Genomic DNA, 14,794 nt, shown 5'->3' with positions numbered 1-14,794 from the left:
CTAAAATTACAAGTTTGGTAGCAGTACTTTGCTAAGAACATGTATGATTCCGTTTGAACATTGAACATCGGTGGCAATTATGTTACATTGTCTGTTGGATGCGTCTTTGAGTTTTGCCCCTCCCGATAATAAAACCTGAAAAGTTTGCGAAGGTGTTAAGATAGGTGTTATGTTTTGACCTTCTGTTAATTGTGAAGATAAAACGTTAGCCTCGCTCACAACGTGATACTGTAAAATTTTGGTGATGTTGTCAGCTGATACAGCTGCGATTCCTCCGGTTGGTTCAAGTTCGGTATTTAAAGCAGTAAAAGCATCATTGGTGGGCGCAAAAACAGTATAGGTGCCCGGATTTGACAATACGCTCTCAAAGTTTGGCTGGCCTGGTCGGTTGAGCAAACTAACTAGGGTTGTGAAGTTACTGTTGGCTTTAGCATGAGCTGCAACGGTTGGCAAACCAATTACTGCATCAACAATATGAACAACACCATTTGACGCATCTACATCGGCTGCTGTTACATTAGAAATTCCGTTGATTTTTACACCGCTGGCCGTATTGATAAACATACTCAAAGTGTTCGTTGATGAAGCACTGCCTTTGCTAAGCGTTTTTACATAACCTGTGGATAGGGAAGAAGAGGTGTTTTCGCCACTAACTACATGATTGAGCAGTATTTCTTTTAGAGTGGCTACCGGCACTGCGTCAAGGTTATCATAACCGTTCTCGGCCAAGAAATCATCAAAAGCATCATTAGTTGGTGCAAACACAGTATAGAGGCCAGTTCCTTTTAAAGTAGCCGCCAAACCGGCCTTGTTAAGAGCCGCTACTAAAGTTGATAAATTCGAAGTTCTACTGGCTATACCTGTGATGGTGTTGTCAGGCGTGTTTGACGATGAATCACTGTCACTGCTGCATGAAGTGATTGATAAAAAAGTGATTCCCAGAATGATCACTAAACTGTTTTTAAGTGTTTTTTTCATAATAAATTTGTTTAATTGTTTTGCGAATCTATTAAACAAAAAGTATGAATTGTTTAAAAAAATCTTAAAAAATATAAACAAAACAAATATTTATTAATTGTTTAATTTTTACGCAACTAATAGATTTTCAGCAGATTGTTTTTTTTCTTGTTTTTAGAAAGCTAAATCCATTTTCTAATCTGTTTTGCAATTCAACAATTCAAAAAAATATTCATCTACTTTTGTCGTTTACTATTTTTGTCTTCAAAATTTTTAAAACATATGTTCAAATATCTTAACTGTTTTATCAGCTTTCTATTCATCGCTTTTTCAGCCATTGCGCAATCCGAAACCAATAAACTTGATGAAAAAGGTCAGCGACACGGTGCTTGGCACGGATTGTACCCCGAAAGCAAACGCGTTCGTTATGAAGGAACTTTTAATCACGGAAAAGAAACCGGAACTTTTAAGTTTTTTGAAGATTCACCAGAGCATGTTGTTGTGGCCACGCGTGAATTTGCTGCGGATGGTTCTGCGTATACCATTTTTTATGATCAGAAAAACAACAAAATCAGCGAAGGCAAAGAGGTTAACAGAAAGTATGAAGGCCTTTGGAAATACTATCACAAAGCATCTACTGAAATATTTACACTTGAAAACTACAAAAACGGAAAGCTTGAAGGCAAACGAACCGTTTATTATATCGGTGGTAAACCTGCCGAAGAAATCATTTACAAAAACGGAATCAAAGAAGGTCCGTACCGAAAATACACCGAAAGCGGCATTGTGCTTGAAGAAACCAACTACAAAAACGGCGAGTATGACGGCAAAGCAATTTTTAGAGATGCGGTCGGGAAAATCGCGTCAGAAGGCAACTACAACAAAGGAAAAAAACGCGGCATTTGGAAGTTCTACAAAGACGGAAAGCTCGATCACGAAGAAAACATGAGCAAGTCAAAAACCAATAAATTGGCACAATTACGCGCAAAAAAAGCAGCCGAAGACAAGGCAACACCCCAAGCAAAATAAGCTTTGTTAATACCCATACACAAGCCGAAATTATTCTTAATTTTGCCCGATAATTATCATGCATATGAAAAGAGTAGTGGTAGGCCTATCGGGCGGAGTAGATTCAAGTGTTGCGGCCTATTTGTTGCAACAGCAGGGCTATGAAGTGATTGGTCTTTTTATGAAGAATTGGCATGACGATTCTGTAACCATATCTAACGAATGCCCGTGGCTCGAAGACAGCAATGACGCCTTGTTGGTAGCGCAAAAACTGGGTATTCCGTTTCAAACGGTTGATCTCAGCGAGCAATACAAAGAGCGCATCGTTGATTATATGTTCAACGAATATGAAAACGGCCGCACACCCAATCCGGATGTTTTGTGCAACCGCGAAATCAAGTTTGATGTATTCATGAAAATCGCTTTGAGTTTGGGTGCCGATTATGTAGCCACCGGACATTATTGCCGCAAAGGAACTATTCAAAAGGACGGACAAACCCTATATCAATTGCTGGCCGGGGTTGATGGCAACAAAGATCAATCGTATTTTCTGTGTCAGCTCTCGCAAGAACAACTCTCAAAAGCTTTATTCCCCATTGGTGAATTGACCAAACCAGAGGTACGCGCCATTGCTACTGAAATGGATTTGGTAACCGCTGATAAAAAAGATTCGCAAGGTTTGTGTTTTATCGGCAAGGTTCGATTGCCCGAGTTTTTACAGCAAAAACTACAACCTAAAGACGGGCTTATTTTTGAAGTTGATGCACAACAATCTATCTACCATATGGCCAAACCCGAAGGTGTTTCCATTGAAGAAATGCTGGCTTTTGAAGCCCAGCCGATTGCTTATTCCCCAGAAATGGGCAAGGTAGTAGGCAAACATCAAGGTGCTCATTATTTTACCAACGGACAACGCCGCGGACTCAACGTGGGCGGAACTCCTGAAGCTTTGTTTGTGATTGCAACCGATGTAGTCAACAATACAATCTACACAGGTCAAGGTCAAAATCATCCGGGTTTGTTTAGAAAAGCCCTCTACATCAAAGGCCATGAAGTGCATTGGATTCGTGAAGATTTGCGTCTTGAAAACGGGCAAACACTAAAAGTAAAAGCCCGCATCAGATACCGTCAACCTTTGCAAGAAGCTACTTTACATCAGTTTGAAAACGGTATGTACGTTGCTTTTGATGAGCCTCAATCAGCCATTACGCCCGGTCAGTTTGTAGCTTGGTATCAAGAGGATGAGTTGTTGGGTTCCGGGGTAATTTCGTAAGTTTGAAATCTATTAACCGCTATACTATGAAAAAGATTACTTTATTACTGATGTTTTTGCTCACCACGCATAGTTGGGCGCAAGAAGATGCTTGGGTTTATTTTAGTGATAAGCCGGGTGCTACTGCATTTTTCAATAATCCGCTGAGTGAACTCTCGCAGCGATCGCTTGACAGAAGAACTGCACAAAACATTGCACTTGATATCAAAGACGCGCCCATAAGTCAAAATTACATCAATCAAATTGCGGCAGCTTCCGGTATAGCTGTAATGGCCAAATCAAAATGGCTTAATTGTGTGCATGTACGTGGTGAGGCTAATGATATTGCAGCCTTGGCTGTATTGCCATTTGTACATCATATTTTTTATGCCAACACATCGCTCAACAACAGAGGTGTAGTTGTTCCTATCAGACCCAAACCGGTCCAAAAACAAATGGAAACCTTAGTGAACTTTAACTACGGAAATTCATTCAACCAAATTCATATGCTCAATGGTGATGTGTTGCACCAACAAAATTACACCGGGGTCGGAAAAGTTATTGCAGTACTTGATGCTGGTTTTCCGGGTGTAGATACTGCTGTTCCGTTTGACAGGCTCAGAAACAACAATCAAATTTTAGGTGGATATGACTATGTTGGCAAGAGTGATAACTTTTATACAAACAACAGCCACGGAACTATGGTGCTCTCAACCATGGGCGGATATGTTGACGGTGAATTGGTAGGTACTGCACCAGATGCTCAATATTATTTATACATTACAGAAGATGTTACTTCTGAAAATCCGGTTGAAGAAAGCAATTGGGTTGAAGCAGCCGAACAAGCTGACCGAGTTGGAGCCGATATTATTACCTCTTCTTTAGGATACTTTGCTTTTGACAATCCGGCTTATGGACATACTTATGAAGATATGACCGGAAATTCGGCTTTTGCATCACAAGGTGCTAACATCGCCTTTACGCGGGGAATTGTGGTTGTGGCCAGTGCAGGAAACGAAGGCAATAATGATGAGCCACATGTAGGTGTTCCGGCCGAAGCCAACAACGTTTTGGCCATTGGAGCGGTTCGTTCTAATCGCAGCCGTGCTAGTTTTAGTTCTATTGGTCCATCTTTTGACGGTAGAATCAAGCCCGATGTCATGGCGCAAGGGCAAGCTTCAGTATTGTCAGATACTTCCGGAAATATTGTGACGGCTAACGGAACTTCATTTTCAGGCCCCATTACTGCCGGTATGATTGCAACATTTTGGAGTGCTGTACCAGAGTTGTCACAAGAAGAAGTGGTTTCGTTTGTTAAGCAATCGGCCGATCGTTTTGCTAACCCGGATAATGAATATGGTTATGGAATTCCTGATTTTAGTATAGCTGTGGCCTTGGCGCAACAGTTTTTAGGGATTAATCCATCCAGTACAACCAAATTGACGGTTTTTCCGAATCCGACTTTCGGAACCGTAAACGTAACTTTACCATCAGGAATAACAACCGCCCAACTCAACATCTACAATAATATAGGTCAGTTGGTACAAACCGAAGAAATCACTGAGTCAACATCAAAAATTTCATTGGCATCGCTCAAAGCGGGTATGTATGTGTACAATCTTGAAACTGCATCTTTTGTTTCATCGGGTAAAATAATCAAGCAATAATGAACAAAATCACCGAGCTTTTTAAAATTCAATATCCCATTATTCAAGGTGGAATGATTTGGAACAGCGGCTATAAATTGGCCAGTGCTGTGAGTAATGCAGGAGGTTTGGGTTTGATTGGTGCCGGTTCAATGTATCCGGATGTTTTGCGCGAGCACATTCAAAAATGTAAAAAAGCAACCAACAAACCTTTTGGGGTCAATGTGCCGATGTTGTACCCGAATATTGAAGAAATCATTCAGATTATTATTGAAGAAAAAGTTCCGATTGTTTTTACATCAGCCGGAAATCCAAAAACTTGGACATCGCTACTTAAATCACACGGTATAACAGTCGTGCATGTGGTGAGTAGTTCTAAATTCGCTTTAAAAGCGCAAGAATCCGGTGTTGATGCCGTGGTAGCCGAAGGTTTTGAAGCCGGTGGTCACAATGGTCGTGAAGAAACCACAACGCTGACTTTGATTCCGATGGTCAAAAAAAATATCTCGATTCCGCTTATTGCTGCTGGCGGAATTGCTACCGGTCGCGGTATGTATGCAGCGATGGCGCTGGGTGCCGATGGTGTACAGATGGGCAGTCGATTTGCGGCTTCAGTTGAATCATCTTCACATGATGATTTCAAGCAAACCATTGTGCAAACCCAAGAAGGCGATACCTTAGTTACACTCAAAGAATTAGCTCCGGTACGTTTGATTAAAAATAAGTTTTTTGACGATTTACAACAGCTCTACGCTCAATGCCCTACGGTAGACCAACTCAAAGAATTGCTCGGAAGGGCTCGCGCTAAACGCGGAATGTTTGAAGGCGATTTGATTGAAGGCGAACTTGAAATTGGCCAAATTGCCGGTCTTATAGATGACATATTACCGGTTGAAGTTATTATAAAAAATGTACTTGAAGAATTTGAACAAGTACAAAAAGAAATGCAAACCCTTCGATTATAATTTTATGATGCGTGTATTTAGAATTTTCGTTTTTTTGGTGTTGACTACATGGGCTTCATCTGCTCAGGCTCAAGTGTACAAATTTTTGACCACCGGGTTTAGTGTTATGGAACGCAATGAGCGCGGTGAATGGGGTAAATGGTCTGATTTAAAAGAAGCATCAATTGTTATCATGCTCGATACCAATAAAAACAGGTTTGTTGTTTATTCGCAAGAGGTTCAATTGTATAATATTGTTCAGTATCAACCTGAGGAAGAAAATGATACCGATATCATCAATGCTTTTAGCTGTTCAGATGATGATGGGCAGCCTTTTACTATATCCATCATCACCCGAAAAAATCAAGGAAACCGAAAGCAATTATACATCAATCAGAAAGATTTTATCGTGGTTTATAATATCGTAAACCACATTGATAAAAACCATCAATAAGTGCTTTTTTAGGATTAATCTTATTGGTTTAGATTCTTCTTTTTTTCTTATATCTACATCCATTTCAGGCATAGTTATTAACAATATCTAATTGTTAAAAACCTTAATTTAATGCCGTTAATCGTATATTTTCTTACTTTTAATCAGAGCTTACTTTTTTTATTTATTTGTTTTTCAGATTTTTACGTTTAATTTTTCATTTATTTGTTATCAACAGTATGTTAATCATTTTGTTAATAACATTAAAAAATAGAAAATATTAACTTCTGTAAATGCGCTAATATAGTGTTCGTATTCTGGTGTGTTTTATCCGGTTTACAAAAAACATAAATCAGGCGTGTTTATTAAGGTGTTAAATCTGTGTTTTAAGCAAAGTTTATACGCTTGGTTTTGTTTCAAAATTTGGCCAATATCCTTATGCTTATGAGAATTTTTACTCGTGCTAAAAAACTGCTGAAAATTAATCTTGTGCTGGCTTGTCTCGGTTTTGTTTCAAATTCCTTTGGACAATGCCCCACAGTATCCAATTTAAATCAGTCCTTTTGCGATGTCGAATCGCCAACTGTTGCAAGTTTGCAAGCTACCGATACCGGTGGAGGCATTGCTTGGTTTGCTACCGAAACCTCTACAACTCCTTTGGCTTCTTTTTCCGGACTTGTTAATGGCGAAGATTACTATGCTGACAACAGCGCCGGTACCTGCGGGAGCAGAACACGTGTCGTAGTTACTATTTATGCGGCGCCTGTTGGTTTGAGTTTTCAAGGAGTTTGTGTCGGAATTCCTGAAGATGCAACTCTGGTTGATTTGGTCGTGGCGGGGAACAATATACAGTGGTATGATCAACCAACAGGAGGGACTGCTTTGGCTTTAACGACACAATTGGTTGACGGGACTATTTATTATGCTAGTCAGACCAATCCCAATACAGGTTGTGAAACATCAAGGCTTTCGGTTTTTGTAAATGTCGGAATTGTTCCGGTTCCAACAGGTAATCCCAATCAGGTATTTTGTAATACGCCCGGGAATCCTCCAACGGTATCCAATTTGCAACCCAGCGGAAATATTCGTTGGTATGCAACTATATCTTCAGCTACTCCTTTAACTTCAACAACTCCGCTTGTAAATGGTCAGAGTTATTTTGCTACTAGTGTTGATCCTCCGTGTGAAAGTACAAGTCGCTTTCAGGTTGATGTTACAATACTTCAGCCCAATAACGCTGGGGTGAATGGGGTTCGAAGTATATGTATTTCAGATATTCCGACTTATCCGGCCTTTAATTTATTTGACGACCTAACCGGTATTCCCAATACCACGGGAACTTGGACCGGACCTTTAACTACAACCAACGGTCATTTAGGTACAGTAAATATCAATTCGTTAACTGTGGCGGGTAGTCCGTATGTTTTTACCTATTCAGTTTCGTCTGTTGCTTGTCCAACAATTACATCTACGGTAACAATCAATGTTTTGCCGCTGCCAACTGCCGCTGTATCTGTAACAAATCCGAGTATTTGTTCCGGAACATCAACAACCATCAACTTCAACGGAACGCCTAACGCTACAGTTACCTATAATATAGGTGGAGGTTCAGATCAAACTATAGTTTTGAATTCTTCAGGTGCTGCTACCTTAACCAATACCTATACTACAACATCCGTTGTTAATTTAGTTAGCGTGGCCTCACAAGGTCCGCCTGTATGTTCGGCTAGTTTGGCAGGTACATCTACGACTATAAACGTAATAGCTTTGCCAACAGTTACCGTTTCTAGCCCACCGGTTTGTGCTGGGCAAAGTGCTACAGTCACGGCTACGCCCGGAGCTGTGGGTTCGTATTCTTATGCTTGGACGGTTCCTTCAGGGGCAGTCAATCCCGGTAACGTAGCTACTTTTACAACTACGGTAGCCGGTGTATACAGCGTGAGAATTACCGACTTAAATACTACTTGTATCAGCGATAGTGTATCAGCAACAGTGGTCATTAATCCGTTGCCAACTGTTTCGGTCAATAGTTCAATTATTTGTCCGGGACAAAACGCTACGGTAACTGCTACACCAGGATCGGCCGGTATTTATTCTTATGCTTGGACGGTGCCTTCAGGTGTTGCTAATCCGGGTAATGTTCCAACCTTTACAACAACAATTGCCGGAAACTACAGTGTGGTGATAACCAATACCGCTACAACTTGTGTCAGTTCAAGTGCAACCGGTGTTGTTACAATCAATCCTAAACCGGTAGTTACAGTAAATAGTCCTTCGGTTTGTCTTGGTCAAACTGCTAATTTGACAGCCACGGTTAATCCATCTGCAGGTAATTACTCTTATGCATGGACAGTCCCAGCCGGAGCAACTAACCCGGGCAATGTAGCTGCTTTTTCAACTGCGGTTGAGGGTGTTTACAGTGTTGTAGTGACCAATACAGTTACAACTTGCTCAAGTGATAGTGCTTCAGGTACAGTAACCATTAACTTACGACCAACGGTTACCGTAAATAGCCCTTCAGTATGTGCTGGTCAAACAGCAACCGTAACTGCTACTCCGGGAGAGCCGGGAACATTTTCTTATGCTTGGACCGTTCCGGCCGGATTTACCAATCCCGGTAATGTAGCTTCGTTTTCTACAACTGTGGCTGGTAATTATAGTGTAGTTATTACCAATACGGTAACTACTTGTTCCAGTGTGAGTGTTACAGGAGTAGTAACGATTAACCCGTTGCCAACAGTAACGGTAAATATCCCACCGATATGTCCGGGAGAATCTGCAACAGTAACAGCTACTCCAAACCCAGCTGGGGTATATTCATATGTTTGGACTGTGCCTTCAGGGGTTGCTAATCCGGGCAATGTAGCCAGTTTTAGTGCCAATGTTGCCGGAACCTATTCGGTAATTGCTACCAATACAACGACCACTTGTCCAAGTAATCCGGGTAGTGCTACTTTAACCATTAACCCATTGCCAACGGTTGTTGTAAATAACCCTACCGTTTGTGCAGGTCAGCCGGCAACGGTTACTGCCGTGCCAAATCCTGCGGGAACCTATTCTTATGTTTGGACGGTACCGGTAGGAGCTGCTGATCCGGGCAATGCGGCTTCGTTCACAACAACTATTGCCGGAACTTATTCGGTTGTAGCAACCAATACCACAACCAATTGTCAAAGTGCTGCTGCCTCAGGTATTGTTACGCTCAACCCGTTGCCAACCGTAACGGTTAACAGCGATGAAATTTGTCAAGGTGAAACAGCTACTTTAACAGCTACACCGGGCGCAGCCGGAACTTATACTTATACATGGACCGTTCCGAGCGGTGCTGTTGATCCGGGTAATGTAGCTTCATTTGATGCGAGTGTTGCCGGAACGTATTCGGTAGTGATTACCGATACAACTACTACATGTACTAGCTTGCCGGGTTCAGGTACTTTGATTGTGAATCCATTACCAACTGTAACAGTGAGCAGTACGCTGCTTTGTGCGCAAGGAGTTTCAACAATTACAGCAACACCGGTAATCCCGGGAACTTATACTTATACTTGGACGGTTCCATCAGGAGTAACTGACCCGGGCAATGTTGATACCTTTACAACGGCTGTTGCCGGCACCTATGAAGTTGTGATTACTGATTTGGTAACCAATTGTTCAAGTGCCACCGGTGCTGCAACAGTTACGATCAGTGCCTTGCCAACAGTTACAGTTAACAGTCCATCCATTTGTCCTGGCTTAGATGCTACTGTAACAGCAACTCCGGGGGCAACCGGAAACTATTCATATGCATGGACGGTACCGGTAGGAGCTTCTGATCCGGGCAATGTTGCCACATTTACCACCAATGTAGTTGGAACTTATAGTGTTATTATTACCGATCTTACAACCAATTGCGTCAGTCAAAGCGCCTCTGGCGAGGTAACCAATAATCCACAACCAACCGTTTCGGTCAATAGTACTGCGGTATGTTCTGGGCAGTCTGCAACCATAACGGCAACTCCGGGTTCAGGCTCGGCAGCAGATTATTCATACGTTTGGACAGTTCCAGCCGGAGCAAGCAACCCCGGAAATGTAGCTTCATTTAGTGCAACTGTTGCGGGTAATTACAGTGTGGTTATCACCAATATCTTGAGTGGTTGTTCAAGTTTGAGTGTTTCAGGAACTTTAACCGTCAATCCACAACCAACCGTTACGGTCAATAATCCTTCAGTATGTTTGGGTAGTTTAGCTACCATTACTGCAATACCAGGTTCTGGAGTTTCGACCGATTATTCTTTTGCATGGACCGTTCCTTCAGGAGCAACCGATCCGGGAAATGTCAATTCATTTAATACAACAGTTGCGGGAACTTATACCGTTATCATCACAAATTTAGCCACCACTTGTCAAAGCAATTCGGCATCGAGTACGGTTCAAGTCAATCCGTTGCCAACGGCCACCATATCATCAAGTGGAACGGTATGTTCAGGAACATCGGCTGCCATTTTATTCACTGGTACGCCAAACTCAACAGTCACTTATAACAACGGAACTACTGACGCAACCATCATTATTGGCGCATCGGGAACCTTTACACTCAATACACCACTTACTGTTACCACTACTTTTACTTTGGTGAGTATAGTCATGAATAACCCGCCGGCTTGTAGTCAAAATTTATCGGGTTCAACTACTTTACAAGTTACGCAACCTCCTGTAGCGGGAAGCAATGCTGCTTATACTACCTGTACCAATGGGCCAACGCAAGACTTGTTCATTTTGTTGGGTCCTAATGCACAACCGGGTGGAACTTGGTCACCAGCGCTTGCCAGCGGAACCAATATTTTTGATCCGCAGTTTGATTCAGCGTCAAGTTATCAATACTTAGTGGCCGGTACACCGCCTTGCGTCAATGATACAGCAGTGGTTTTTATTACTTATGTTGCTGAACCTAATGCCGGAACCAACGGAGCTGCCAATCTTTGTTCAAATATTGATCCGGTTGATTTAACCACCTATTTAGGAGGAACACCTCAGTCGGGCGGAACTTGGTCACCAGCTTTGGCCAGCGGAACGAATCAATTTAATCCGGCAGTTGACACGGCAGGAACCTATACTTATACAGTAACCGGAACAGCTCCATGTACGAGTGCATCTGCTCAAGTGGTCGTAAGTATTACCCAAGGTCCTGAGGCAGGTGTTAATGCTTCAGTAACCGTTTGTGTCAACAACCCAACGTTTAATTTGTTTCCTCTTTTAGGACCAACGGCTCAAACCGGAGGAACTTGGTCACCTGCACTTGCCAGCGGTACTGATTTATTTGACCCGGCAGTTGATCTGAGTTCGGTCTATACTTATACTTTAAGCGGAAACAACCCTTGCGAAAACGACACGGCTACTGTAACGGTACAGGTAAACCCTGTTCCGGATGCCGGGCAAGATAATGCTGTTAATATTTGTTCAAATGCAGCTCCTATTGATTTGGTTACACAATTGGCCGGTACTCCTCAAGCCGGCGGAACTTGGTCACCGGCATTGGCCAGTGGAACCAATATGTTTGACCCTGCAGTTGATTTAGCCGGAAACTACGTGTATACTGTGGGCGCACCATTCTGTAATCCGGCGCAAGCAACTTTAACCATAACCATTGTACCTGGCCCAGAGGCTGGAGTTAGCGCAGCAGTTACCTATTGTGTTACCGATGCTGCTGCTGATTTGTTTACACTTTTAGGGCCTACCGCTCAAGCTGGCGGAACTTGGTCTCCGGCCATGGCTAGCGGAACTGGAGTGTTTGACCCAGCGGTTGATGCAGCGACCATTTATACCTATACACTCAGCGGTAATGACCCTTGTGACAATGATACAGCAACGGTTAACGTTACCGTAAATCCGATTCCAAATGCAGGTACAGCTTTGCCAAATCAGGATGTTTGTAATTCACAACTCACCATTGATTTAAATAGTTTACTCAACGCGCCACAAACCGGAGGGGTTTGGACCGATAGTAATTCAGTTACTGTAAACAACATAGTTGATGTAACCACTTTGCCTGTCGCAACTTATACATACACCTATACGGTTACCAATACTTGTGGCAGTGATACTGAAACGGTTCTGTTTACGGTATTGCCAAATCCGGTACTCACAGGTGCCAACATTCAGGTCTCGTCACCAAATTGCTTGGGCGATAATGTAACGGTAACCTTCAACAATATGGTTGATGGTTCTTACACCTTGAATTACAACCTTTCGATCAGTAACGTATTGAACAATCAATCAACCCCAGTAATCATCTCGGGCGGAACCGGAATTATGACCATTAGTGCTGCCGACCTTTCAAATACAGGTAACACACGTATTACTTTTACAAACATCACCAACTCGGTAACCAGCTGTACCGTACCGATTAATCCGAGTGTGAGTGCTGATTTTATTGTTCGACCAACTTCAGACTTGGATAGTTCTCATTTGAGTATAGCCGATGTTTGTTCAGGAAATAGCGTTACAGTATTGATTTCGGGCGCTACCGGTTTGACCGATGGGAATTACCAGTTTGTATACGAAATTCCACAAGCAACTCCTACCACAGCCACCACAGCTGTCATTGCTATAGCAGGAGGTTCCGGTCAGTTTGATGTTCCGGCTTCGGTGTTAAATGTTACCGGGTTATACAATTTTAAAATTACGTCTATAGTAAGCTTATCCGGCGGATGTAATAACACCACCGAAGATGCCGAAACTACTTTTAATGTATACCCAATACCTGATTTGAGTGCAGCTGTGTTAACAGCTTCTGATATATGTTTGGGTGATAATAATGTTATTACGGTCAACTCGGCACTTAATCTTGCCGATGGCGATTACACCATCACTTATGAACTTTCAGGTGCTTCTACCACAACAAGTACTGCGCAAATTACCGTTGCAAGTGGTACGGCAACCTTTGATGTTCCTGCCTCTGAATTGACAAACGCAGGTACAGTCACAGTTGATATCACACAGATAGTTTCTGAATATAATTGTTCAAATGTCGTATCCGGACTAACGCCTGTTGATTTTGATATTGCTCCGGTGGTAGGTACACCAACGCTTAATGACGGTGGTAATAAATTCTGTGCCCCTACCAATCCAACCATTGCCAATCTAACGTCAAACATTTCCGGAACCGACACCGTGCTTTGGTATGATGCACCAACAGGAGGAAACTTATACGTATCAACTACTACGCTTATTGATGGAGGGATTTATTATGCCGCTTATCAATCAACTACCGGTTGTGAGAGCGGAACCCGTTTGGCCGTTACCGTTATTCTTGATCCTTGTGATGATATCCTGATTCCGGACGGTTTTTCACCAAACAATGACAGCGTCAACGATACTTTTGAAATCAAGAATCTGTCTACCAAGTATCCGAAGTTCAAACTTGAGATTTACAATCGTTACGGAAACATATTATACAAAGGCGATATCAATACGCCTAATTGGGACGGAACCAACAATGAAGGCGGAGTTAATTTGGGCAACAGCACAGTTCCTACAGGGGTATATTTTTACGTGTTAGAGTTCAATGACGGAACTACAAAAGACAAACAAGGACGACTTTATTTAAGTAGATAAATGAAATACAAGATGAAAAAGACTCCCATTTTTTATATAGTTTTTATCGGCATTTTCCTGATGTCTACTTTAGCTTCGGCTCAGCAAGATCCGCAGTTTACCCATTATATGTACAATATGAGCTCGGTCAATCCGGCATACGCAACCGATAATCCGGGTGTAATCAACATAGGCGGAATGTATCGCACCCAATGGGTTGGAGCAGTAGGCGGACCAAAAACGGCCAATGCATTTGTCCATTCTCCTATTGCCAAGCGCGTTGAGGCCGGACTCTCAATAGTGAGTGATGTGATTGGCGATGTAGTTCATGAAAACAATATTTATGCTGATGTGGCTTATGTAATTCCGGTATCAGACAACAACAAATTATCTTTTGGTATCAAAGCCGGGGTTACTTTGTTTGATGTTGATTTCAACGGATTTCAATATACTGACCCTAACCCGGACAATGCGTTTTCTGAAAACATCAGTAAAACCTTTCCCAATATTGGTACGGGTGCATTTTATTTTAGTGATCATTATTATGTGGGCTTATCAGTACCTAATTTGCTCAACTCAAAGCATATTGAAACCAAAGACGGAGTTCGCGCCACCGGAGTTGAGTCAACACATTTTTTCTTAACCGGAGGTTATGTTTTTGATCTGAATTCAAACTTAAAATTTAAACCGGCATTTATGGCCAAAGGCGTTTCAGGTGCTCCTTTATCACTTGATGTTACTGCCAACTTGTTATTTTTTAACGATTTTGAAGTTGGCGCCGGATACCGATTTGATGATTCTGTGAGCGGTTTGGTGGGCATAAATATTACACCGAATTTAAAGGTTGGTTATGCTTATGATTATACCTTATCAAATTTGGGCAGATACAACTCAGGCTCACACGAGATATTTTTATTATTTGATTTAGATACATCGAATTTTGCATCTAAAGGCTATGAAAAATCACCAAGGTTCTTCTAAT

Annotated in this window: 8 protein-coding genes; 7 read left to right on the top strand and 1 reads right to left on the bottom strand. The window is 42.1% G+C overall.

The genetic code is table 11. The annotated features are described in order from the left end of the window. Positions 1-6: 6 nt before the first annotated feature. Positions 7-978: a fasciclin domain-containing protein gene (locus tag KIH23_RS02845; RefSeq protein WP_213211159.1), complete on the bottom strand. Its 972-nt coding sequence runs from the start codon at positions 976-978 to the stop codon at positions 7-9. Between the two features lie 261 nt (positions 979-1,239). On the opposite strand from KIH23_RS02845, the gene KIH23_RS02840 reads away from it, so the two are divergent. From KIH23_RS02840 to KIH23_RS02810, 7 genes are all read left to right on the top strand, one after another. Beyond that, positions 1,240-1,986, top strand: coding sequence for a toxin-antitoxin system YwqK family antitoxin (locus tag KIH23_RS02840; RefSeq protein WP_213211158.1), 747 nt, complete (start codon positions 1,240-1,242; stop codon positions 1,984-1,986). 64 nt (positions 1,987-2,050) lie between these two features. After that, positions 2,051-3,238 carry a tRNA 2-thiouridine(34) synthase MnmA gene (gene mnmA / locus KIH23_RS02835; RefSeq protein WP_213211157.1) on the top strand — a complete coding sequence of 396 codons (1,188 nt, stop codon included), beginning with the start codon at positions 2,051-2,053 and terminating at the stop codon, positions 3,236-3,238. 26 nt (positions 3,239-3,264) lie between these two features. Further along, entirely contained in the window at positions 3,265-4,884 is a 1,620-nt protein-coding gene (locus KIH23_RS02830) for a S8 family serine peptidase (RefSeq protein WP_213211156.1), read from the top strand. After that, positions 4,884-5,828, top strand: a complete 945-nt coding sequence (locus KIH23_RS02825; RefSeq protein ID WP_213211155.1) for an NAD(P)H-dependent flavin oxidoreductase — start codon at positions 4,884-4,886, stop codon at positions 5,826-5,828. The genes KIH23_RS02830 and KIH23_RS02825 overlap by 1 nt, the downstream gene beginning before the upstream one ends. Before the next feature lie 4 nt (positions 5,829-5,832). Next, on the top strand, positions 5,833-6,261 hold the full coding sequence (locus tag KIH23_RS02820) for a hypothetical protein (protein WP_249684765.1): 429 nt from the start codon (positions 5,833-5,835) through the stop codon (positions 6,259-6,261). Between the two features lie 573 nt (positions 6,262-6,834). Then, positions 6,835-13,833, top strand: coding sequence for a gliding motility-associated C-terminal domain-containing protein (locus KIH23_RS02815; RefSeq protein WP_213211154.1), 6,999 nt, complete (start codon positions 6,835-6,837; stop codon positions 13,831-13,833). A gap of 12 nt (positions 13,834-13,845) precedes the next feature. Next, positions 13,846-14,793 carry a type IX secretion system membrane protein PorP/SprF gene (locus tag KIH23_RS02810; protein WP_213211153.1) on the top strand — a complete coding sequence of 316 codons (948 nt, stop codon included), beginning with the start codon at positions 13,846-13,848 and terminating at the stop codon, positions 14,791-14,793. The last annotated feature ends 1 nt before the right edge of the window (position 14,794 follow it).

This window comes from Flavobacterium sp. CYK-55, assembly GCF_018413465.1.
GTDB lineage: Bacteria > Bacteroidota > Bacteroidia > Flavobacteriales > Flavobacteriaceae > Flavobacterium.
Note: the sequence above shows the minus strand (reverse complement) of the source record. Positions and strands in the feature narration are given on the sequence as shown.

What these genes read in the sequence shown, in the direction of transcription:
- KIH23_RS02845 (WP_213211159.1), bottom strand. Translation starts at nt 978, where the DNA reads ATGAAAAAAACACTTAAAAACAGTTTAGTGATCATTCTGGGAATCACT.
- KIH23_RS02820 (WP_249684765.1), top strand. Translation starts at nt 5,833, where the DNA reads ATGATGCGTGTATTTAGAATTTTCGTTTTTTTGGTGTTGACTACATGG.
- KIH23_RS02840 (WP_213211158.1), top strand. Translation starts at nt 1,240, where the DNA reads ATGTTCAAATATCTTAACTGTTTTATCAGCTTTCTATTCATCGCTTTT.
- KIH23_RS02830 (WP_213211156.1), top strand. Translation starts at nt 3,265, where the DNA reads ATGAAAAAGATTACTTTATTACTGATGTTTTTGCTCACCACGCATAGT.
- mnmA (WP_213211157.1), top strand. Translation starts at nt 2,051, where the DNA reads ATGAAAAGAGTAGTGGTAGGCCTATCGGGCGGAGTAGATTCAAGTGTT.
- KIH23_RS02810 (WP_213211153.1), top strand. Translation starts at nt 13,846, where the DNA reads ATGAAAAAGACTCCCATTTTTTATATAGTTTTTATCGGCATTTTCCTG.
- KIH23_RS02825 (WP_213211155.1), top strand. Translation starts at nt 4,884, where the DNA reads ATGAACAAAATCACCGAGCTTTTTAAAATTCAATATCCCATTATTCAA.